The organism is Kaistia algarum (assembly GCF_026343945.1).
Classification (GTDB): Bacteria; Pseudomonadota; Alphaproteobacteria; order Rhizobiales; family Kaistiaceae; genus Kaistia; species Kaistia algarum.
The window spans coordinates 598,794-620,006 of record NZ_JAPKNJ010000002.1 but is presented as its reverse complement, the minus strand read 5'-3'; the positions used below and the strand labels follow the sequence as shown (position 1 = coordinate 620,006).

General features: G+C 65.9%; 18 protein-coding genes. 6 read left to right on the top strand and 12 right to left on the bottom strand.

From position 1 onward, the window contains the following. Positions 1 to 13: 13 nt before the first annotated feature. The gene (locus OSH05_RS16160; RefSeq protein WP_165801594.1) at positions 14 to 1,000 is read right to left on the bottom strand and encodes an aldo/keto reductase; all 987 of its coding nucleotides are present in this window, start codon (positions 998 to 1,000) and stop codon (positions 14 to 16) included. Between the two features lie 293 nt (positions 1,001 to 1,293). Here OSH05_RS16160 and OSH05_RS16155 point away from each other — a divergent pair, with 293 nt between their 5' ends. Beyond that, on the top strand, positions 1,294 to 2,502 hold the full coding sequence (locus OSH05_RS16155; protein ID WP_104219096.1) for an ROK family transcriptional regulator: 1,209 nt from the start codon (positions 1,294 to 1,296) through the stop codon (positions 2,500 to 2,502). Here the strand turns inward: OSH05_RS16155 and OSH05_RS16150 are convergent. The 5 genes from OSH05_RS16150 to OSH05_RS16130 all read right to left on the bottom strand — a co-directional run bounded on the left by OSH05_RS16150 (position 2,475) and on the right by OSH05_RS16130 (position 10,183). After that, a complete protein-coding gene (locus OSH05_RS16150) occupies positions 2,475 to 3,698 on the bottom strand; it encodes an ROK family transcriptional regulator (protein ID WP_104219095.1) in 1,224 nt (407 codons plus the stop codon). The genes OSH05_RS16155 and OSH05_RS16150 overlap by 28 nt on opposite strands. Before the next feature lie 107 nt (positions 3,699 to 3,805). After that, entirely contained in the window at positions 3,806 to 6,829 is a 3,024-nt protein-coding gene (locus tag OSH05_RS16145) for an alpha-mannosidase (protein WP_104219094.1), read from the bottom strand. Positions 6,830 to 6,939: 110 nt separating this feature from the next. Then, positions 6,940 to 7,782, bottom strand: coding sequence for a carbohydrate ABC transporter permease (locus OSH05_RS16140; protein WP_104219093.1), 843 nt, complete (start codon positions 7,780 to 7,782; stop codon positions 6,940 to 6,942). Then, complete coding sequence (locus OSH05_RS16135; protein WP_104219092.1) at positions 7,779 to 8,720, bottom strand: carbohydrate ABC transporter permease; 942 nt, start codon at positions 8,718 to 8,720, stop codon at positions 7,779 to 7,781. The genes OSH05_RS16140 and OSH05_RS16135 overlap by 4 nt, the downstream gene beginning before the upstream one ends. Before the next feature lie 161 nt (positions 8,721 to 8,881). Further along, complete coding sequence (locus OSH05_RS16130) at positions 8,882 to 10,183, bottom strand: extracellular solute-binding protein (protein ID WP_104219091.1); 1,302 nt, start codon at positions 10,181 to 10,183, stop codon at positions 8,882 to 8,884. Between the two features lie 395 nt (positions 10,184 to 10,578). Here OSH05_RS16130 and OSH05_RS16125 point away from each other — a divergent pair, with 395 nt between their 5' ends. Then, positions 10,579 to 11,628 (top strand): Gfo/Idh/MocA family protein, encoded by a 1,050-nt coding sequence (locus OSH05_RS16125; protein WP_104219090.1) that lies wholly within the window; start codon positions 10,579 to 10,581, stop codon positions 11,626 to 11,628. A 289-nt stretch (positions 11,629 to 11,917) separates the two neighbouring features. Here OSH05_RS16125 and OSH05_RS16120 read toward each other — a convergent pair whose 3' ends face one another. The 5 genes from OSH05_RS16120 to OSH05_RS16100 all read right to left on the bottom strand — a co-directional run bounded on the left by OSH05_RS16120 (position 11,918) and on the right by OSH05_RS16100 (position 16,750). Then, positions 11,918 to 13,393, bottom strand: a complete 1,476-nt coding sequence (locus OSH05_RS16120) for an aldo/keto reductase (RefSeq protein ID WP_266352594.1) — start codon at positions 13,391 to 13,393, stop codon at positions 11,918 to 11,920. Between the two features lie 199 nt (positions 13,394 to 13,592). Continuing rightward, positions 13,593 to 14,849, bottom strand: a complete 1,257-nt coding sequence (locus tag OSH05_RS16115) for an ABC transporter substrate-binding protein (protein ID WP_104219298.1) — start codon at positions 14,847 to 14,849, stop codon at positions 13,593 to 13,595. 32 nt (positions 14,850 to 14,881) lie between these two features. Beyond that, a complete protein-coding gene (locus tag OSH05_RS16110) occupies positions 14,882 to 15,343 on the bottom strand; it encodes a hypothetical protein (RefSeq protein WP_104219089.1) in 462 nt (153 codons plus the stop codon). Beyond that, on the bottom strand, positions 15,340 to 16,386 hold the full coding sequence (locus OSH05_RS16105) for an aldo/keto reductase (protein ID WP_104219088.1): 1,047 nt from the start codon (positions 16,384 to 16,386) through the stop codon (positions 15,340 to 15,342). The genes OSH05_RS16110 and OSH05_RS16105 overlap by 4 nt, the downstream gene beginning before the upstream one ends. Positions 16,387 to 16,396: 10 nt before the next feature. Then, complete coding sequence (locus OSH05_RS16100) at positions 16,397 to 16,750, bottom strand: TIGR04076 family protein (RefSeq protein ID WP_104219087.1); 354 nt, start codon at positions 16,748 to 16,750, stop codon at positions 16,397 to 16,399. 301 nt (positions 16,751 to 17,051) lie between these two features. Between OSH05_RS16100 and OSH05_RS16095 the strand changes: the two genes are divergently transcribed. The 4 genes from OSH05_RS16095 to OSH05_RS16080 are packed head-to-tail and all read left to right on the top strand — an operon-like array spanning position 17,052 to position 20,450. Beyond that, complete coding sequence (locus OSH05_RS16095) at positions 17,052 to 17,810, top strand: ABC transporter ATP-binding protein (protein ID WP_104219086.1); 759 nt, start codon at positions 17,052 to 17,054, stop codon at positions 17,808 to 17,810. After that, entirely contained in the window at positions 17,807 to 18,562 is a 756-nt protein-coding gene (locus OSH05_RS16090; RefSeq protein ID WP_104219085.1) for an ABC transporter ATP-binding protein, read from the top strand. The genes OSH05_RS16095 and OSH05_RS16090 overlap by 4 nt, the downstream gene beginning before the upstream one ends. Then, positions 18,559 to 19,467: a branched-chain amino acid ABC transporter permease gene (locus tag OSH05_RS16085; protein ID WP_104219084.1), complete on the top strand. Its 909-nt coding sequence runs from the start codon at positions 18,559 to 18,561 to the stop codon at positions 19,465 to 19,467. The genes OSH05_RS16090 and OSH05_RS16085 overlap by 4 nt, the downstream gene beginning before the upstream one ends. After that, the gene (locus OSH05_RS16080) at positions 19,464 to 20,450 is read left to right on the top strand and encodes a branched-chain amino acid ABC transporter permease (RefSeq protein WP_104219083.1); all 987 of its coding nucleotides are present in this window, start codon (positions 19,464 to 19,466) and stop codon (positions 20,448 to 20,450) included. The genes OSH05_RS16085 and OSH05_RS16080 overlap by 4 nt, the downstream gene beginning before the upstream one ends. Here OSH05_RS16080 and OSH05_RS16075 read toward each other — a convergent pair. Then, positions 20,440 to 21,213: an ABC transporter ATP-binding protein gene (locus tag OSH05_RS16075; protein ID WP_104219082.1), complete on the bottom strand. Its 774-nt coding sequence runs from the start codon at positions 21,211 to 21,213 to the stop codon at positions 20,440 to 20,442. The genes OSH05_RS16080 and OSH05_RS16075 overlap by 11 nt on opposite strands.

Genomic DNA, 21,213 nt, shown 5'->3' with positions numbered 1-21,213 from the left:
GGCAACCAGGGGCCTACCAGCGCTGGTGAACATGCGGCGCGATGCGCTCGGCGTAGATCTCTCGCACACGCTGCATCGTTTCCGGCGACAGCGGCGGAAGGGCGCCGGCGGCGGCATTGTCCCTGGCCTGAACCGGATTCTTGGCGCCGGGGATCACGACCGAGACGGCATCTTCCATGAGGATCCAGCGCAGCGCGATCTGCGCCATGGAGGCGCCGCCGGGCACAATCGCGCGCAGCGCCTCGACGGCATCGAGCGCGACATCGTAAGGCACGCCGGAGAACGTCTCGCCGACATCGAAGGCTTCGCCATGACGATTGAACTGGCGATGATCGTCCGCCGCGAATTGCGAGCCGGCCGTGAACTTCCCTGTGAGCAAACCACTGGCGAGTGGGACGCGCACGATGACGGCGACATTCTTCTTCGCCGCTTCCTTGAAGAACAGGTCGGCGGGCCTTTGCCGGAACATATTGTAGATGATCTGAACCGAGGCGACGTTCGGATATTCGATCGCCTTCAGCCCTTCCTCCACCTTCTCCACGGAGACGCCGTAGAAGCGGATCTTGCCGGCAGCGACGAGATCGTCCATCGCGCCGAAGATTTCGGGGCGATAGAACGCGTCGATCGGCGGCGTGTGCAGCTGGACGAGATCGAGCGTTTCGACGCCGAGATTGACCAGACTGCGATCGACAAAGGCCTCAAGATTGGCCCGGTTATAGCCTTCCGAAACATGAGGCGACAGGCGGCGCCCGGCCTTGGTCGCGACGATCGGACGTTCGCCGCCGCGCTCCTTCAAGGTGTCGCGGATGATCCGCTCCGAGCGGCCATCGCCATAGACGTCGGCGGTGTCGATGAAATTCATACCGGCATCGAGCGCGGCATTGAGCGCGGCCTTGGCATCCGTCTCATCGACGCTACCCCACGACCCGCCGATCGCCCAGGCGCCGAACCCGATCTCGGATACTTGCCAGTTCGTGCGACCAAACCGACGCTTCTGGATCGACATGATATTCCTCCTCCGGGTTTCTTGATCCTGCCGGGCCTGCTGCGATCCAGGATCGCGGCGCCGACGGTTCCTGCCGGGTGATATAGCGGCAGAGAGCCTGTGACGCGAGCCTCGGGATCTCCGGAGCGCGCGCCATCGCTGTCTCCGCCGGTCTCGATCTGCCAGATCCAGGCCGTCTGGCGTCTCCGATGCGCGACAATCGCTCGACGGACCGGGGATTTTGTGATGTTGGCTTAGCATCGAAGCGCGCCGGCGACGGGAGGCGCCGATCTGGAACAGAAGCGGGCATGACGTTCGGAAAAGACTATCGTCCGCGGATCGCTGAGCGGCCGCCTCGCGACATGGGCCAGGGGCTGCGGGGCAGCGGGCGCAACCTCGTCCATGCGGCGGACCACAATGACCGCGTCACGCTGGAAGCGCTCCGCCGCGCCGGCGCTTTGACGCGTCAGGACCTCACCGTCGTCACTGGACTGACCGCCCCCGGCATCTCCAACATCATGCGCCGGCTTCTCGATGCCGGCCTGGTGCGGCAGGTTTCAGGAACGAGAGCGACCCGCTTCGCCATCGAGGCCGGTGGCGCCTATGGCATGGGCATCGATGTCGAGGGCGCCGCGGTTTCGACGGTGATCGTCGATCTGAAGGGGGATATCCGGCTGCGGGAACGGCGCCATGCAGCGTCCGATCAACCGGCGGATATTGCGGCTGCGCTTCGAGCCAGCGCCTTTGCGACGGCGAGCCGCTTGCCCGCCGCCGTTTCGGATCGTCTGCTCGGCATCGGCGTCACCAGCACCGTCGACCCGGACCGCGTTGCGCAGGCACTGGCGCCATTCCTCGTGATCCAGGAACGCGACACGGCCTGCGCCGCGCTCGGCGAGCGGTTGCTCGGCTCGGCGCCCGCCGATGGCAGTTTCGTCCAGGTGCTGTTCGGAAAGTCCGTTCGCGCCGGGCTGATGATCCGCGGCGGGCTGTTTGACGGAGCGATGCACCGCGCGGGCAGAATCGGCCAGATGCGAACCGGGGAAGATGGCCGGCTGCTTGACGACGCGGCCCAGCTTGGCGGACTCGCCCCGCTTCTGGCGGAGCATTTCGACCGCGCTGACAATCCGGACGATTTTCTGTCGCAGCTCGAGACCCATGCGGCATTGGCCGTGGAGAACTGGCTCGATCGCTCGACCTCGCACTTTCTGGATGCCGTCATCGCCATTTCCGGCTTCATCGCGCCCAGCGCCATCTTTGTGGGCGGACGGTTGCCCGGAGACCTTGTCGATCGTCTGGCAGGCAGGCTGTCGGTGGCCGAGGCACAGCGGATGTCGAACCCGAAGCAGCCACAATGGCTGCCGCAGATCCTGCCGGCGACGCTCCGATCCGATTGTGTCGTCCTCGGCGCGGCGATCCTGCCATTTCTCGAATTTCTCCTGCCGGATCCAAGACGTCCGCCGGAGCTTCGTGGGCGCAGTGGTGAAGCCGGCTACGCCGCCGGCCTTCCGGGCGCGTAGGGCAGGCCGGACAGCGGCGAGCGGGTTCGCTGGCGGGCATCGAAAGAGTCGAGCCGCAGCGCCTCGGACAGCGGCATTGTCGCGGCTCCCAGCGCTGCCGCGTCCTCCGAGCCAGCGGCGCGGTGGATCGGCGGGGCAGGGCGGGGATCGCGTGCCAGATGATCATGCACGTAGAGCAGCATCTCGTCGATCAGGCGGACGGGGAGGCGCCCGCCGATCAGCACAGCGTCGGGATCGATGAGCAGTCCGATATGGATCGTCGCCTCGGCGACATGGCGCGCTGCCTGGCGCAGCCACTCCGAAACATGGGCCTGGCCATCGGGATCCAGATCCAGAAGGTCCGAAGGGCGCGCCACTTCAATGCCGTGCTTCGCCAGATAGTCATAGAGGATATAGAGCGAGACGACTTCTCCCAGCGGCTTGACGCGGCTGCCGAGCGGCTCGCTCTCATCCAGCGTGGGCAGCCAGCCGATTTCGCCCGATAGACCTGTCGCGCCGCGATGGCAGACGCCATCCAATACGACGCCGCCGCCGAGGCCCGAGCCGATGAAGATGTAGAAGAAGCTGCGACTCTCGACGCCGAGCCCGTAGTTCAGTTCGCCAATCGCGGCAGCGGTCGCGTCGTTCTCGATATAGATTGGCAAATCGGTGATGCGTGCGAAGCGTCCGCGCAGATCATATCCGGTCCACGCCGAATAGCCTTTAGGCATACCGGGAAAGGGGATCTCGCCCAGCCAGTCGGGAATGGCGATGCCGATGCCGGCGAGGCGGTCGCGGATGATGGCGCGGCGATGGCGGAAGGTTGCCAGCGCATCCTCGATCAGCTCGAACACGGTTTCCGGCATTGGGTATTGGATCTCGTGATGGATCCGTCCTCGCACCGAGCCGCTCGCGTCGACGGCGACGATGGTGACATGGTCGCGCGCGATGCCGACGCCGATGGCGAAGCAGCCGTCCGGATTGATCTCGATCTCGATCGATGGCTGGCCGGGCTGGCCATGGCGGCGGCGGGCTTCGAGTACGAGGTTTTCGCCGATGAGCCGTTCCGCGATCCGAGCCACCGCTTGTTTCGTCAGGCCGGAACGTCGGGCGAGTTCGGTGCGCGAGATGGGCTGGTGGCGCTGGATGGCGCGCAGGATCACGCCGCGATTGTGGCTGGCGGCGAGTTCGGAGTTGGAACCGGCAAGATCGTTCATGGCGCGCCTTGTTTTGCGCGATCCTGACGCGTCGGAGGGGTTCCGACAATCCCGAAGATGTCGCACCGCCGCCGTCCGGGAGGGGAACGGCGGCGGCGGAACGTCCGCTACTTCGAGATCTTGAAGCTGCGGACTTCGAACGGCCGAATGCCCGGCCCCTCGGCTCGGGTGACGGGCTCCTCCAACAGGTTGACGTCGCCCAAGAGCGTCCAGCCGGCGGGCGGCGAGACCTCCAGACGGCCGCGTCCACCGAACGCTTCATAGACGCGCAGGACGATATCGCCGTCGTCCTCGGCAGGCTTCAGACCAGCAAGGGCGACCAGATGGCCCGCAAGATGCAACGGGGAAAGATTTCCCGGTGCGAGCCCGGAAGCGGCCTTCGACAAGAGCGGCTGGTTCAGATCCTCCGCCTCGGCCAGCACGCCCGCCGAATGCCAGTCGCCGCCATGCGGCAGCAGCGCATAGGTGAAGCTCTGTTCGCCTTCGTCGGCGAGCGGGTCCGGATAGATCGGCGAGCGCAGCAGGCTGAGGCCGAGCACATTGCCGCGAACGCTGTGGCCATATTTGCCGTCGTTGAGCAGCGCGACGCCGAAGCCGGGTTCGGAGAGATCGGCAAAGCGATGGCCGGGAACCTCGAACTTCGCCTGATCCCAGGAGGTGTTCTCATGGGTCGGGCGACGGACAATGCCGAAGGCGCATTCGAAGGTCGCTTCCCGCGCCCTCACATCGACCGGCGTCAGCGTCCGCAGCAGCACGCGGCGATCATGCCAGTCGAGATGGGTATGGATGTCGATCCGGCCGGCATTGGCCCAGAGCGAATAGGTCTGGGTGATGGTCGAATCGCGGAAGCGCTTGACCACGCGAATCGACGCGCGGTGCGGGCCGCTCTCGGTGATCTCGATCGATTCGGCATCGACCAGTTCAATGCCATGCGCCGCGTAATCGTCCTCCATGTCCCAGGCGTCCCAGTTGCGGGGCTTGTCCATCGGGAAGGCCCAGAGCTGGTTGCCGCGCCCGGCCAGCGCCTCGCGGCCGAGCTCCTTGTCGAAAAGGCTCGTAATGGTTCCATCCTGGCCGATCTCGACGCGGATCTGGCTGTTTTCCAGCCGGTTCGGAGAAACCGTGAGGCCGGGCTTCGCGGCCAGCGCCGATCCGCCGAGCACGGCGATGCCGAGCGGCGGAACGGTTGCGTCGGCCGAAATGGGACCGTTGGGCCCATCGACCCGAAGCAGACGTTCCGATAGCGATGGGTTGACGACGACCAGCACGTCCTTGGCCTCGCCCTTGGGCAGGCGAGCTACGATGTCGGCCAGTGCTTCTTGCTGCCGGGCTTGGCCCGCGTCGCGGGCTGCGGCGAGTTCGGATTCGGCATCCTCATAGACTTCTCGGACACCTGATCCGGGGAGAATGTCGTGGAACTCGTTCTTGAGGACGGCGTGCCATTCGTCTTCGAGGCTAGCCGGCTTCGACGCGCCGAGAAACATGGCGAGCGATGAAAGCGTTTCAGCCGTGATCAGGGCGCGTTCGGCTTCGCGGTGCTTCTTCTTGGTGCCGCTCTGCGTCGTCAGGGTGGCGCGGTGGAGCTCCAGATAGATCTCGCCAGACCATGTCGGCAGGCTCTCGGCCGGGACCTCGTCATGGATGCGACCGAAGAAATCCTCGATGCGCGCCGGCCGAAGGGACGGGACCGCCGGGAAGTCCTTGAGCTGGGCCTGACGGCGCAGCATCTCCGGAGTCACGCCGCCGCCGCCATCGCCATATCCGACCGCCAGCAGGCTTTCGTCATGGCGGACCTTGCCGCGGAAGTTCTTCCAGGTGCCGATGATCGCTTCCGGTTCGGTCGAACCATTATAGCCGCGTACCGGATTGTCGAAGGTGTGGGCGAGGACACGGCTGCCGTCGAGCCCTTCCCACCAGAACAGATCATGCGGAAATCGGTTGGTTTCCGACCAATTGACCTTGATCGTGAAGAACGAGTCGACGCCAGCCTGGCGCAGCAATTGCGGCAGCGCTCCGGAGAAACCGAAGCAATCCGGCAGCCAGCAGACACGGTGTCGAACGCCGAACTTGTTTTCGAAATAGCGTTGCCCGTAAAGAAGTTGGCGGACAAAGCTCTCGCCCGTCGGCATGTTGGTGTCGGGCTCGACCCACATGGCGCCGACCGTTTCCCACTGCCCGTCCTTGACCTTCTCGCAAATGGCGGCGAACAGCTCCGGATCATCGCGCTCGATCTGGTCGTAATAGGCCGCGGTCGACTGGTTGAAGATGAAGTCAGGGAACGACTTCATCAGTTGCAGCGCCGTATGGAAGGTCCGCCGCGCCTTGCGCCTTGTTTCGGCATAGGGCCAGAGCCAGGCGAGATCGATATGGGCATGCCCGGTGATGGCGAGCTTGCCCTGTTGCGGATAGCGCTTCTGCAGCGCGATCAGACGGCTCTTCAATCCGGCCAGCGCCGCCTCGACGCTGGCGCGCTGGTCCTGCCGCAGGCCGTCCGGGTTCGCCTTCAATTCTGGCAATTGCCAGATCTTCTGCTGGCCGCGCTGCGGGGCGGTGCGCGCTACATAGTCGGCCGTCGCCGAGGGCCAGTCGAGCGCGGCAAAGGTCTGCTCGGCCGCCTCGATCAGATGCGGGACGACTTCATGATCGCCGAGAAACTGAATGGTTTCCGCCACTTGGCGCAGCAGGAGACCAAGGTCATCGACCGGCCCATCGATGCGCACGAGCTTGGCTTTGGTGAGACGTGGCTCGCGGACCGGCTCGCCGAAGGGCAGGCGGGCGACGGCGTCGATGTCGATTGTGAAGGCGTGGCTGGGAACCGGGAATTCCTGATGGAACGGATCGAGCCCGAAACGCTCCGTCTTGCCGCCATCGCTCGGGACGAGGGCGAGTAGGCTTTCGCCGCCGACATCGAGCTGAAGGCGCGTCTCGGCGAGCGGCCAGTGGTCGGGCACGGTCACGTCCGCATCCAGTTTCCGGACACCGTCAATTTTCGCCCAGAAGCCGCCAATGGCGATCGGCGCGCCGTCGAAGCGCCAGCCTTCGAGGGTCAAGGCCTCCCGCTCGCGCCAGAAGCTCAGTTCCTCGACGCGCACATGGATGCGGTCCAGCCTTTGCCGGAGGGTCAGGGACATTGGAATCATGCTCCGTAGATCAGTTTCGTTGGTCGCCGTCCGAAGGGAGGTCCGGAGGCTGATGAGGGCTTCTTTCGATGAGGCTCGTCTTGGGAACTATCCGAGTGCGGTCACCCCTTCACGGCGCCGGCGGTCAGGGCGCCGACAATCATGCGTTGCAGCAGCAGGAAGGCGATGATGGCCGGAACGACGGCTACTAGGCAGGCGGCGGCGAGCACCTGCGTCGAGGAGGCATTCGAGGATCCGGCGAAATTGAAGATGGCGACCGAGATCGGCAGTTTCGAATCCGTGGTGATCAGGAGGAAGGGCACCAGGAACTGCGACCAGTTCAGGATCAGGATCAGGATGAAGGCCGAGGCGAGGCCGGGGGCGGCGAGGGGGAGGGTGATCCGCCAGAAGATGCCGAAGCGGCTGCAGCCGTCGATCGATGCCGCCTCTTCGAGCGATTTCGGGATGTTGTCGATGGCGCTCTTCACCAGCCAGACGCACATCGGCAGGCTGATGGCGATATAGACCATCGACACGCCGAAATGGCTGTCGAGCAGTCCGAGCCAGCTCATATAGCGGTAGAGCGGCACCAGGATGACCAGCGGCGACACCATCTGGAAGGCGAGGATCGTCATCATTAGGGCCGATTTGCCGGTGAACCAGAATCGCGAGAAGGCATAGGCGGCAGGCGCGGAGACAAGGAGGCAGCCCAGGGCGCCAATCGCGGAGAGTTCAAGTCCATTCCAGAGATAGCGCACGAAGGTCGGATCGCTCAGAATCTTCAAATAGTTGGCGATCGTGGCGTGCTTGGGAATGAAGCGGCTCGCCCCCAGGAACATTTCCTGCTTGGCGCGCAGCGACAGCGACAGCAGCCAGAACAGGGGCGTCAGGAAGAACAGGGCGATCAGGATTGCCATAAGATAGGTGGCGTAGTCCCAGAGCTTTTCGCGGGTTTCCTCGGTCATTCGGATGCCTCCCGGCGTGGCAGCATCGACGCATAGCCAAGCGCCAGCACCAGGCTGATCACGAGCATCAGGACGGAGAGCACGCTGCCGCCGGCCAGGTCGTAATTGCGGAACACGGCGTTGAAGGTGAAGAGCGACAGCACTTCCGTAGCCCGTCCGGGGCCGCCGCCGGTCAGCGAAATGATCGCGTCGAAGGTGTTCAGCGTCTGGATGGTGATGAGGATCGAATTCACCAGGATGGCGGGGCGCATCTGCGGCAGGGTGATGTGGCGAAAGCGCTGCCAGCTTGAAGCGCCGTCGACGCTCGCCGCTTCGTAGAGCGTCGCGTCGATCGCCTTCAGAGCCGCATAGAAGACGATCATCGAGAAGGCCGTGCCGCGCCAGACATTGGAAATGACGGCCGAAATCATCGCGTTGGTTGGATCCGACAGCCAGGCGACCGGCGCGATGCTCATCATGCGCAAGACGCTGTTGATCGCGCCGAAAGGCGCTTCGCTGAACAGCATCTGCCAGATCAGGCCGTTGGCGATGCCCGGAATGACCCAGGCGATCAGCACGATGGTGCGCAGCGCCGTCATGCCCTTCAACTTGCGCCGCTCGCCGCGCATGACCAGGACGGCGATGCCGAGGCCGAACAGCTGCTGGCCGATCACGCTGGCCGCGACGAAGACCAGAGTAGTCATCAGGATGTCGGGAAGCTCGGGGCTGCCGAGCAGCGCCTTGAAGGTGGCGGTCGTGTAGATCTCGTCGCGCCCCAGCAGGGTCGCGTTGGTGAAGGCGAGCCGGAAGACGTCGATGATCGGATAGAGGTAGAAGACGCCGAGCATGAGGGCGACCGGCACGAGCCATGAGAACGGATTGTTCTCGATCCGGAGGCGAAGGCTCGAACGGGCGGCGCCGGATCGCTCGATCCCGATAGCCGGCTGAACTACGGACATGCCTGTCCTTTCGTGACGCAACAATGCAGCCGGGGCGGGGCGCAAACCGCGCTATCCCACGGGCGAGACCTGCGGAACTTCGGCCCGTCATAGGCGTGCCAAGGTCCGGGATGGAAGTCCCGGCGGGCGCGAACCCGCCGAGACTTGTCGTCGGGTCTGCCTCAGAGCCGGGCGTAAGCGGCCTGGACGGCGGCGTTGGCGGCATCCAGCGCCGCTTCCGGCGTCTTGGTGCCGGCGAGCACGTCGCCCATCATCACCTGGATCTGGTTCGAGATCTCCGGATAGATCGGCACGCCGGGGCGGGCACGGCCGTTCACCAGCGCGGCAGCGAAAGCCTGGTTCGCTTCCGACTTGAACACGTCGAACTTGGCGAACTGGGCCTTGGAGGTCGGGAGCTGCTGCTGCAGTGCATTTCCCTCGCCGGAGTAGATTTCCTTGATGACCGCGGCGCACATCGCGATCTTCTCCGGATCCTTGCTGAAGGCCGCGAAGGTCCAGCCGCCCGTGCCCGTCGACTTCTGATCCGCCGTCGGACCGGGGATCGGCGAGAAGGTCCACTTGGCGAATTCTTCCGGCTCCAGCGCGCTCTTCAGCTGGCCGAGCTGCCAGTTGCCGCCGATGAAGAGGGCGGTCGTGCCGGCTGCGGCGGCGGCGTTGAAATCGTCATAATTGACGATCGTGGCGATGCGCTTCGGCGCCGCGCCCGAATCGACCAGATCCTTGAAGTAATTGACGGCCTTCAGGAATTTGGTCCGGTTCTCGCCTTCGGCAAAGATCGGCTTGCCGCTCGCATCGACCAGTTCGCCACCCTGCGCCCAGAAATTCGCAAGCCAGTCGAAGGTCGTGCCTTCCCAGCGTCCGCCATTGACGAGCAGGCCTTCCATGCCCTTTTCCTTCGAGGCGAGCGCGGCGGCCTTCAACTCGTCCCAGGTGTTCGGCGCGTCCGCCACGATCTCCTTGTTGCGGTAAAGCACGCGCAGATCGGTATCCCACCACCAGGCGTAGATATTGCCGTCAGGTCCCGTGATCCCGTCGCGCACGAAGGGGAACAGATCGGCGATTTCTTCCTTGGTGAAATAGTCGTTCAGCGGCTGCAGCACCTTGGCGTTCATGAACAGGGCGAGCTGGAACGAATCGACCGAGCCGCAATCCGGGCCGTTGCCGGACTTCGCCTGCTCGAGCATGCGCGCCTGTTCCTGGCCGATGTTCTGCGACATCGACTCCATCTTGATCTGCCAGCCGGGGTGCCGCTGGATGAAGTCGGAATAGAGTTTCGTGTAACCGTCGGCCCACGCCTGCTCGTTGCTGTAGGGGCCATCGCCCGTAATGCGCAATGTCAGCGTTTTGGGCGCATCCGCCGGTCCGACGCGGTCCTTGGTGACGAGGTCGTCGGCAAACGCCGCGCCCGCGAGGAACGCGGTCGCTGCGGTCGCCAACAAGGCGACACGGAAGGATCTCTTCATGTCTTGGAACTCCCTGGATCGATTTTCCACCCTCGGATCCGACGTTGCGCCGGACCCTGCACGCCTGTCTTTTGCGGCGCTTGTTTCCGAGTAAATCACTTTGTTTTTGTTTCGGCAACGGGCAATGATGCGCTATCCCAAACGGGAGAGGAGCGTGCCGCAGGCCGGGGGAAAGGTCGCCAAAGGAGGGGCTGAGCCCGTTGTCGGCGCGCCGGAAATGGCAGCGCGAAGGGCGAAAAGCCTGGGGAGCGTGGGCAAGTCCGATGCTCTGCGCGATGGCCGCATGTCAGCTTTTCGGGGCTCCCGGCGGCGCAGGAATATTCTTTGGGCAATGCCCGGGAGACGCGAATTCACAAACGTTCCGGAATCGGAACAGCGACGAAGGAGGAAACGAAATGCGACTTCTGATTCTGGGAACGGGCGGCATGGCCAACCAGCATGCCCGGAATTTCTCTGCCATTGAGGGTGTGGAGGTCGTGGGCGGCGTCGATGTCGTACCCGAGCGGCTGGCGGCGTTCTGTGCCGAGCATGGCATCGTCCGGCAATTCGGCTCGATGGACGAGGCGCTGGCCTGGGGCGATTTCGACGCCGTGGCGAATGTCACCCCGGACCGGATGCACCATCCCACGACCATGCAGGCGATCGCGGCCGGCAAGCATGTCTTCTGCGAGAAGCCGCTCGCCACCGATGCGGCACTCGCAATGGAGATGACCGAGGCGATCGAGACATCCGGCAAGATCGGGATGGTCAATCTCACCTACCGCAATTCCGGCGCCATCCAGAAGGGCCGTCAGATGGTGCTTGCCGGCGATATCGGCGCGGTGCGCCATGTCGAGGCGACGCATCTGCAGAGCTGGCTCGTCGGCAAGGCCTGGGGCGACTGGAAGAGCGAGAGCAAATGGCTCTGGCGGCTATCGAAGAAGCACGGCTCCAACGGCGCGCTGGGCGACATCGGCATCCATATCGTCGACTTCACGTCCTATGGCGCCGGTCTCGACATCGCCCATGTCTTTGCGCGGCTGAAGACCTTCGACAAATCGCCGCCGGACAACCGCATCGGCGAATATGACCTCGACGCCAATGACAGCTTCACCATGAATGTCGACTTCTCCAACGGCGCCATCGGCACGATCCAGGCGACCCGGAGCGCCGCCGGACAGCTCGACCAGCTCCGGCTCCGCATCTATGGCGAGAAGGGCACGATCGAAGTGGTCTATGACACCGGCGTTTCGACGCTGCGCGCCTGTCTCGGACCGGACCTCGACACGGCCACCTATCGCGACGTGCCGTTCGAGCCGGTGGAGACGAACTACCAGCGCTTCGCCGCGGCGGTGCGTGCCGGGAAGACGCAGGAGCCATCCTTCCGCCGCGCCGCGAACATCCAGAAGGTCCTGGACCTGGCGCAGGTCTCGGACCGCGAGCATCGGGACGAAGTTGTGGGGTGAGGGGGCTTGTGCCGGTCCGAGCGGGAAGGAAGCCGTTTCTTCCCCTCTCCCTGAGGGAGAGGGCTTTCGGCCTTGGCGTCGCAGGGCGCGCAGCGACCGAGAGGCTTAGGCCGGAAGGGAGAGGGTTTACGGACCGTACGGAACGGTCTTTTTCGGGTCTCGTCCGGAGAGGCCGTAAACCCTCACCCGGACCTGCGGTCCGACCTCTCCCTCAGGGAGAGGTGAAAGAAGGCGCTCGGAGTGGAACGATAGGGCTGCGTCGCCTTGTGCGAATCCTCCCGCCTCCGCCTCAGGCCGGATCGACCACCGCTTCGGCCTCGATCTCCACCTCGTATGGCCCGACCAGCGTACCAACCTCCAGCAGCGTGTTGGCCGGCCGGATCGCGCCGAAATACCGGCCATGGACGCGCGAGGCCGGCTCCCACTGGTTCGCGTCCTTCAGATAGACGCGCGTGCGGATGACGTCTTCGAGGCTGCCGCCGAGCGCCGCGGTGCTCGCGGCGATCTTGTCGAGGATGTAGGTCGTCTGGCCTGCAACGTCGCCCTCGCAGACGACAGAACCGTCGGTGTGGGTCGCCGTCGTGCCGCTGACGAGGATGCGGTCCCCGATCCGCACGGCGCGGGAATAGCCGGCGATCGGCTCCCAGATGCTCCCCGAGTCGACGCGAAGGCGCCCCGGGCGGCCCGGAACCGGCTCGGCGGAATAGATCTGCGGCAGCGTCGCGAGGTGATGGCTGAGATCGCCCGACGCCGTCAGGAAGGGCGGCTTGCGGTATTCGTCGCCGCAATCGCCGGGAACCGGCTGCGACTGCGCGAAGGCGGCATCGAGGGCCGCGCGGTCGGCCTCGTCGAAGGCGAAGCCGAAGGCCTTCAGATTGTCGGCGCGATGCTCGCGCTCGCCGAGCCGGGCGCCGATGATGACGGCGGCCACCGCGGGATGATCGAGCACCCAGCGCGTCGCGACATTGGAGACGGAAACGCCGTGCTTGCGTGCGATTCCCGCGGCGGCGCCGAGGATGGCCTGCAACGCGTCCCAGCCGCCGATGGTGTCGATGAAGCGGCGATATTTCATCTTGCTCCAGTCGCCGACCGCCGGCGGCTCCGCGGCGCCGAGCCAGCGCTCGGACAGCCAGCCGCCGCCCATCGTGCCATAGGCGAGCAGGCGGATGCCGCTCTCCAGGCAGAAGGCGCTGAGCGCGCCAGCCGCGCGGCGGTCGAGAAGCGAGAACGAGACCTGGTTGGTCGCGATGGTGACGCCGTTCTTCGCGACGAGGCGCAAATGATCGGTGTTGAAATTGGTCAGGCCCAAATGGCGGATGACGCCCTCGCGGCGCAGTTCCTCAAGCTCTGCGAGCGCGTCCAGATAGGCCGGATGCTCGAAGCTCCACCAATGGAACTGCATCAGGTCGACGCTGTCGACGCTGAGCCGGTCGAGGCTCGTCTGCACGCCGGCGCGCACCACGTCGCGCGTCATCGGCCCCGGCTTCGGGCACCATTTGGTCGAGACGAACGGCTTCAGCCCCTCGGCTGCCGCTAGCTTCAGGAAGCGACCGGTGATCAGCTCGGCGCTGCCATAATGGTCGGCCATGTCGAAGGCATCGAAGCCGGCCTTCGCATAGGCGAGCATCGCCGCGGCGCCCGCATCCTGATCCACCGTCTTCCCGTCGCGCTCCATATCGGCGATCTGCCAGAGCCCGGTCGCAATGCGAGGCAGCTCGAAGCCGGCGGGAACGACGATGCGGGGCGGGGTGGGGACGACGGTCAAGGCGGGTTCTTTCAATTCATCGGTGCGCCGATGCTGTCGCAGCAGCGCCGAGTTCTGCTCCCTCTCCCGCTTGCGGGGGAGGGCTGGGGAGGGGGCTCGCGTGCAACGGCGGTCAAAAGGAGAGACGAAGCCCCCCTCTCCAACTCTCCCCCGCTCACGCGGGAGAGAGGGCCGGCCGTGCCGCTTAAGCGATGACGCCTTACTTCGCGATCGACGCCTTGACCTTGTCGATATCGGCCGTCGACATCTGGCCGACCGTCGTCACCTCGCCGTTCTGGATGCGCCAGAGGCGGAACGGGCCCGTAATGTCGCCGACTTCGTCGAAGGTGACCGGGCCGATCACGCCTTCATACTTGATCGGCTTGCCGTCCTTGATCAGCTGGAGCGCCTTGGCGAACTCGTCCTTGCCGGCATGGATCACCGTGCCGTTCGGGTCGAGCACCTTGCGGATCGAGGCGAGGATGGCGGCGCTGTCGCCCTTGCCGGCTTCGGCGATGGCGAGGCCGACGATGGCGCCCGCGTCATAGGAACGGTCGGCGGCGGGGCTGGCCGGATCGAGGCCGGAGAACGCCTTGTATTCCTTGTTGAAATACTCGGTCGAGGCCGTCGCGTCGGTGCCCGACGAGGTGCCGAAAGCGTCGTTCAGATATTCCGGGCCGACATTCTTGATGAATTCGGCGCTGTTCATGCCGTCGTTCAGGAGGAACTTCTGCGGGCCGCCCTGCGAGATCCAGGTGCGGGCGATCGTGGCGCCGTCCACCGGCGTCGAGACGAGGTAGAGCGCCTCGGGCGAGGAGGCGAGGGCGGCCGTGACCTCCGACTGGTAGGACGACTGCTTCTCGTTATAGGGCGTGACCGATGTGATCTCGCCGCCGAGCGCCTTGTAGGCCGACGAGAACTCGTTGACCATGTTGACGCCGAAGTCGTTGTTCACATTGATGATCGCGACCTTCTTGATGCCCTGGTCGATCGCGAATTTCGCCGCGGCGATGCCCTGCAGCGCATCGGATGTGATGGTGCGGAAGAACACGCCATTGGTCTTGCCGTCGCGGCCGAGCTTGGTCAGCGTCGGCGAGGACGAGGCGGGCGAGACCTGCGGGATCTTGGCCGGCGCAGTCACCGAGGTCAGGATCGGGATAGAGACGGACGAGATGATGCCGCCGATGATCACCGGCACCTTCTTTACCTGAACCAGCTGCGTCGCGACGTCGACCGCCACCGTGCCCTGGCTCTGCGAATCGCGCGTGTCGGTGACGATCTTGCAGCCGGCGACGCCGCCGGCATCGTTCAGGTCGCGAAACGCCATCTCGACCGACTTCGCACCGGCCTGGCCATATTCGCCGGCCGGGCCGGTCAGCTCCATGACGAGGCCGACGGTGATGTCGCAATCGGCGGCGCGGGCGGCGCCCGCCGCAGTGAGGGCGAGGGCGCTGCCGAGAAGTGCGGCGCGCAGCATACGGATCGATGTCATTGGAAACTCCCTGCCCCTCATGTCGTGGGCTTTGGCCCCGGTTGTTCCGTCTCGGCCGCCTGCAGCCAGGTTTCCTGCAGATGCCGCCACACCACGCCGCGCGGGGCCTCATCATCCCGAAGGAAGAAGGCCATCGACTGGCGCCGTGTCGTGCGGCCGTCACGATACTGTCGCTCGACATAGATGAGCAAGACGGCGTCGTCGCCGACATGGATCGGCTCGATATCCTCGACGGCGATCTCGAAACGGGACGTCATCGAGCCGCGCGCCGCGCCGATCCATTCAACGATCGCCGCGCAGCCGAGCATCGCGCCGCCCGGCGTCGTCAGGCGGAACTGCGGATGGGTGGTGCGCAGCCAGAGATCGAACTCGGCCTGATCGGCCGTGCCGAGGAACCAGCGGACGAAGAAATCGTGCGACGCCTCGATCTCGCGGATCGCGGCCGCGACGAGGGGATGGGTGCCGTCGGTTCCGCTCATGACGCGGCGTTCAAATTGTATTTCATGATCGAGCCATGCCGGCCGGTGCGGTCGCGTTCGAGCGTATAGACGTCGCCCTCCGGGCCTTGTCGCTTGGCGATCACCGCGTCGATTGCGGCGCGATCTTCATCGGTCAGGTGAAGTGCACCGATTGCGAGGTTGCGGGCGAGGTGGCTGCGGTTGCGCGCCCCGACGATGACGGCAGCAACGCCTGCCCGGTCGAGCACATGCCGGCTGGCGACGGTCGCGATATCGACGCCGTGCCGCGCGGCGACGGAAGCGAGCGCCGCGAGCAGTTCCTGGAACAACGCCCAGCCGCCGAAATCGTCGATGATCAGCTTGTATTTGGTCAGCGAGCGGTTCTCGAGCTCGCCCTTCGGCTCGGCCACGCCCAGCCAGCGCTCGCCGAGGAAGCCGCCCGCGACCGAGCCATAGCAGAGGAGATCGATGCCGTTCGCGGCGCAGAGTTCGACGAGGCCGTTCTCCGGCCGATGGTCGAGCACGGAATATTGCACCTGCAGGGTGCGCAGCGGGACGCCGGCTGCGAGGAATTCCCTGACGCGCGGCACGTCGAAATTGGTGCCGGAGACGTAGCTGATCTTGCCTTCGCGGCGGAGCTCGTCGAGCCAGACGGCGACGGCGACATAGGCCGGCGCGTCGTAATCCCACCAATGGAACTGCACCAGATCCAGCCGCTCCATACGCAGGCGCTGCAGCGACTGGTCGATGATCGCGGCGATGTCGGCCTTGGTGACGCGGTTCAATATGGCGAGGTCGGGCACGCATTTGGTGTGGACGTGGATCCGCTCCAGCGCCGCCTTGCCGTGCGTGCGGCCGAACCCGGCGCGGAAATCGCCGATCATCGCCTCGACGCCGGTATAGATATCGGCGCAATCGAAGGTGACGATGCCGGCCTCGGCGAAGGCCGTCATGTCGGCGATCGCGCTGTCGCGGTCGATCGCGCCATGGCCGCCGGCAAGCTGCCAGCCGCCGCGGATCACGCGCGAGATCGTGTATTCGGGCGCTAAGTCGAAGGTTTCCATCGGGCGGGCTCTATTCGGATGCAGGCAGGGGAACGGCTGTCGTCGCGGCGTGGGAGAAGCGGCGCTTGCCGAGGCGGGTGATTCTGAGGCGCGAGGGGCAGTTCGGGTCCGGGCAGGCGATCTCGGCGTCGCTGGTCATCCAGTCGTTGCGATGCGTCGGGCGCTGCTTGGCCGCGAGAAGGGGCAGCACCGAGGCGAGCGAATAGATCGAGATGCCCTGTCCGGGCGGCAGATGCAGCATCTCGCCACGAAGCTCGAAATGATCGCCGACCACGGCGCCGCAATAGAGCTTGGCGCCCGGCGGCGCCACCACCTCGACCCGTAGGTCGTAGAGCTCGAAATGATCGTCGACTGCCTCGGTCATCGCCGTCTCGTCTAGCCGTTAGCCTGATGTCTTCACCTCTCCCTGAGGGAGAGGTCGGCCCGCAGGGCCGGGAGAGGGTTTACGGCCTCTCCGGAGAATTCCCTAAACCCTCTCCCGCCGGCCTGCGGCCGTCGACCTCCCCCTCAGGGGGAGGTGAAGAAGAGCATGCCCCACGAATTTCAAATGTGATCGCCCTGTGTCTGCGGCGCTCGCCCTCTTGAGACTTGGGTCAAGCCATGTAGAACAAACCGTCCCGGGCGGCGGCAGAAGCCGGCGCGCCCGCCTCTGGTCTGGCCCACGCATGCTCGAAGTGCAATCGGTTTCCAAGTCCTTCGACGGTTTCCGCGCCGTCGACGACGTGTCGTTCAGCGTCGCGCGCGGGTCGATCGTCGGGCTGATCGGGCCGAACGGCGCCGGCAAGACGACGACGTTCAACCTGATCGCCGGGACGCTGACGCCATCCTCGGGCAGCGTGCGCATCGACGGCCGCGCCGTCGAGCATGAGCCGGCGCACCGGCGGATCGCGGCGGGCCTCGCGCGCACCTTCCAGATCCCGAAGCCCTTCGGCGAGATGTCGGTGCTCGAGAATGTCCTCGTCGCGGCGCAGGACCAGGCGGGCGAGCGCATTGCGCCGAACCTCTTCGCCCGCGGATCGGTCCGGCGGCGCGAAAAGGCCAATATCGAGCGCGCCCGCGACATCGTCGCCTTCGTCGATCTCGGCAAGGTCGAACGGCTGCCGGCGAAATCGCTTTCCGGCGGTCAGCGCAAGCTGCTCGAACTCGCGCGCGTCCTGATGGCGAGGCCGAAGCTGATCCTGCTCGACGAGCCGGCCGCCGGGGTCAATCCGGCGCTGCTGGAGACGATCATGGCGCGGATCGAGACGATCAATGCGGATGGCGTCACCTTCCTGATCATCGAGCACAATATGGACCTCGTCGGGCGCCTCTGCGGCGAGGTCATCGTCATGGCCGAGGGGCGGGTGCTCGGGCGCGGCGCGCCGTCCGAAATGGCGCGCGACCCGCGCGTGGTCGAAGCCTATCTCGGCGGAGCGCCGGCATGAGTGCGCCGCCCGTTCTCGTCGCCGAGGATATTGAGGCCGGATACGAGCCGGGCCTGCCGATCGTCAAGGGCGCCTCGATCCATGTCGGCCGCGGCGAGATCGTCGTGGTGCTCGGACCGAACGGCGCCGGCAAGTCGACGCTGATCAAGGCGATCGCCGGCCTCGTCCCGGTGTCGCGCGGGCGCATCGCGCTGAACGGCGAGGCGATCACGCATCGGCCGGCCCATCTCATGGTCCGGCTGGGGCTCGCCTTCGTGCCGCAGACGGAAAACATCTTTGCGACCATGACGATCGAAGAGAATCTTCAACTGGCAGGTCATGTCGCGCCGGCGGCGGAAAGAGCCAGCCGGATCGAGGCAATGTTCGCACTGTTCCCCGATCTCGCCAACCGGCGCCGCCTCGCGGCCGGGCGCCTTTCGGGCGGCCAGCGCCAGATGCTGGCCGTGGCACGCGCGCTGATGATCGAGCCCTCCGTGCTGATGCTGGACGAGCCCTCGGCGGGCCTCTCGCCGAAGCTGGTCGGCGAGGTGTTCGCCAAGCTTTCCGAGATCCGCAAGACCGGCGTCACCATCCTGCTGGTCGAGCAGAACGCCCGCGCCGCGCTCGCCATCGCCGACCGCGCCTATATCCTCGCCGATGGCCGCAACCGGCACGAAGGCTCGGCGGCGGCGCTTGCCGCTGATCGGGATATCGCCGCGCATTATCTCGGCCTTGGCGGCGCGGATGCTCCGATGCGGGGGATGGCGCCATGAGCCTGCAATTCCTCGCCGACGGGCTCTTCGCCGGTGCACTGATCGGGCTCGGCGCGGTCGGGCTGACGCTGACCTATTCGATCCTGCGCTTTTCGAATTTCACCCATGGCGACTTCATCTCATGGGGCGCCTATCTGACGCTCGCCATCTTCGGCGGGATCGCCGGGGTGATCGCACCGGCCGGCCGGTTCATGCCGCTCTCCTTCGGCTGGCCGCTGATCGTCGCCGGCCTCGCTGCCATGGTGCTGACCGGTCTGCTGGCGCTCCTGCTCGATACCGCCCTGTTCAAGCCGCTGCGCCGCACCGGCCATGGCATCGTCATGGTGATCGCGAGCTTCGGCGCCTCGCTGGCGCTGCGCGCGCTGCTCGAATTCCTGTTCACCTCGGAGCCGGCCTATTTCAGCCGCGCGATCCAGATCGCCGTGCCGCTCGGCCTCGGCATCCGCGTAACGCCCGACCAGATGGCGATGATGGGCCTCGCGCTCGTCGTGGTGATCGCGATGCATCTCCTTTTGACGCGGACCCATATCGGCCGCTCGATGCGGGCGGTGAGCGAGAACCCGGCGCTGGCGCGCGTCGTCGGCATCGACGTTGCCGCCGTCATCCGCGCCACCTGGCTGATCGGCGGCGCGCTGGCCTGCGTCTCCGGCATCATGCTCGGCCTCACCGTGCAGATCCGGCCGCAAATGGGCTTCGATCTGCTGCTGCCGCTCTTCGCCGCCGCCATTCTCGGCGGCATCGGCAGCGTCTGGGGCGCGATCCTCGGCGGGCTGATCGTCGGCATCGCCGAAGCGGCGGCCGTGCAATGGGTCGGCGCCGAATTCCGTTCGGCCGTCGCCTTCGTGCTGCTGATCGCCGTGCTGCTCATCCGCCCGCGCGGCCTGTTCGGAGTGCGCGAGGGATGATCGATCTCGTCGGCTATGGCGCCTTCTTCCTCGTCAACGCGCTGATCTTCGGCGTGATCTGCCTCGGCCTCAATCTGCAATGGGGCCAGACGGGTCTCTTCAATGTCGGCGTCGCCGGCTTCGTCGCCATCGGCGCCTATACGTCGGCGATCCTGACGACCCCGGAGACGGCGGATCGGATCGGCGGCTTCGATTGGCCGATCCTCGCCGGCTGGCTCGCCGCCATGTTGCTCGCCGGCGGCGCGGCGGCGCTGATCGGCCTCGCGACGCTGCGGCTCCGCGCCGATTATCTCGCCATGACCACTTTCGGCATCGCCGTGACGATCCAGGTCATCGCGCTGAATGCGACGGGCCTGACCGGCGGACCGTTCGGCATCGCCTTCATCCCGCGACCGTTTTCCGGCCTGGCCGAAACGCCCATTGCCTTCAACGCCGCCAATCTCGCGCTCACCGGCGCGGTGACGCTCGGTCTGTTTCTCCTGCTCGAAATGCTGACGCGCAGCCCGTTCGGGCGCGTGCTGCGGGCGATCCGCGAGGATGAGGCCGCCGCTGCCTCGCTGGGCAAGAGCGTCAATTTCTACCGCCTTCAGGCCTTCGCGCTCGGCGGCGCGATCATGGGTCTCGCCGGGGCGATGCAGGCGCATTTCATCGGCTTCATCGCGCCCGACAACTATCTCTCGATCCTGACCTTTCAGGCCTGGGCGATGCTGATCGTCGGCGGCTCCGGCAATAATCGTGGCGCGCTCATCGGCGCCGTCGTCGTCTGGGGGCTGTGGAGCCTTTCGAGCCTCGCCGTCGGCTCCTTCGTCGCACCGGCCTTCCAGGCCCGTGCGGCGGCGCTGCAGATCGTGGCGATCGGTGTCGCGCTGGCGGCGATCCTGATTATCCGCCCGCGCGGCCTGATCGGCGAGCGGGCGATCGTCTCGCGCGACGTCGAGGCCATCGCGGGAGAGGCCGGGGCGGACGAGGCGGTCAGGGACTGACGGCCGGCGCCCGCGTGAATCCCTTGCTCGCCGCCAGCATGGCCCGCGTATAGTCCGCCGCGACCGAACCGTCGCGAAGGGCAGCTGCGGTCGTCGTCTCGACCAGACGGCCGCCGCGCATGACGATTAGCCGCTCGCAGAGATGCGCGACGACGGCGAGGTCGTGGCTGACCAGAATGTAGGACAGTCCAAGGTCGCGACGGAGCTGCTCCAGCAAATTGAGGATCTCGGCCTGCACGGAGGCATCCAACGCCGAGGTCGGCTCGTCGAGCAGTACGATGCGGGGCCGCAGGATCAGTGCGCGGGCGATGGCGATGCGCTGGCGCTGGCCGCCCGAGAGCTGGTGTGGATAGCGGAAGCGATAGGATGGGCCGAGGCCCACCTCGGCGAGGGCCGCGAGGATGCGCGGTTCGGGATCGGATATCCGATGGATCGCCAGCGGCTCGGAGAGGATCTGGTCGACCGTATGACGGGGATGCAGCGACGCGAAGGGATCCTGGAACACCATCTGCACGGCGCTGTAGAAGGCGAGATCGCGCGGCGCGGCGACCGGCCGGCCGTCCAGCGACAGCGAGCCGGTCATTGGGGCGAGGCCGGTGATGGCGCGCAGCACGGTCGATTTGCCCGAGCCGGATTCGCCGACGAGGCCGAGGGATTCGCCGGCCTGAAGCGCGAAGGAGAAGCCTTCCACTGCCGTGATAGCGAGCCGGCCGGCGCCGAAACGGACGGAGAGATCGCGGGCCTCGAGGATCGGCGCGGCCAT

Bases quoted from the DNA above. Each gene is read 5' to 3' on its own strand.
- OSH05_RS16155 (WP_104219096.1), top strand. From the start codon at position 1,294: ATGACGTTCGGAAAAGACTATCGTCCGCGGATCGCTGAGCGGCCGCCT.
- OSH05_RS16150 (WP_104219095.1), bottom strand. From the start codon at position 3,698: ATGAACGATCTTGCCGGTTCCAACTCCGAACTCGCCGCCAGCCACAAT.
- OSH05_RS16145 (WP_104219094.1), bottom strand. From the start codon at position 6,829: ATGTCCCTGACCCTCCGGCAAAGGCTGGACCGCATCCATGTGCGCGTC.
- OSH05_RS16140 (WP_104219093.1), bottom strand. From the start codon at position 7,782: ATGACCGAGGAAACCCGCGAAAAGCTCTGGGACTACGCCACCTATCTT.
- OSH05_RS16135 (WP_104219092.1), bottom strand. From the start codon at position 8,720: ATGTCCGTAGTTCAGCCGGCTATCGGGATCGAGCGATCCGGCGCCGCC.
- OSH05_RS16130 (WP_104219091.1), bottom strand. From the start codon at position 10,183: ATGAAGAGATCCTTCCGTGTCGCCTTGTTGGCGACCGCAGCGACCGCG.
- OSH05_RS16125 (WP_104219090.1), top strand. From the start codon at position 10,579: ATGCGACTTCTGATTCTGGGAACGGGCGGCATGGCCAACCAGCATGCC.
- OSH05_RS16115 (WP_104219298.1), bottom strand. From the start codon at position 14,849: ATGCTGCGCGCCGCACTTCTCGGCAGCGCCCTCGCCCTCACTGCGGCG.
- OSH05_RS16110 (WP_104219089.1), bottom strand. From the start codon at position 15,343: ATGAGCGGAACCGACGGCACCCATCCCCTCGTCGCGGCCGCGATCCGC.
- OSH05_RS16105 (WP_104219088.1), bottom strand. From the start codon at position 16,386: ATGGAAACCTTCGACTTAGCGCCCGAATACACGATCTCGCGCGTGATC.
- OSH05_RS16100 (WP_104219087.1), bottom strand. From the start codon at position 16,750: ATGACCGAGGCAGTCGACGATCATTTCGAGCTCTACGACCTACGGGTC.
- OSH05_RS16095 (WP_104219086.1), top strand. From the start codon at position 17,052: ATGCTCGAAGTGCAATCGGTTTCCAAGTCCTTCGACGGTTTCCGCGCC.
- OSH05_RS16090 (WP_104219085.1), top strand. From the start codon at position 17,807: ATGAGTGCGCCGCCCGTTCTCGTCGCCGAGGATATTGAGGCCGGATAC.
- OSH05_RS16085 (WP_104219084.1), top strand. From the start codon at position 18,559: ATGAGCCTGCAATTCCTCGCCGACGGGCTCTTCGCCGGTGCACTGATC.
- OSH05_RS16080 (WP_104219083.1), top strand. From the start codon at position 19,464: ATGATCGATCTCGTCGGCTATGGCGCCTTCTTCCTCGTCAACGCGCTG.
- OSH05_RS16075 (WP_104219082.1), bottom strand. From the start codon at position 21,213: ATGGCCGCGCCGATCCTCGAGGCCCGCGATCTCTCCGTCCGTTTCGGC.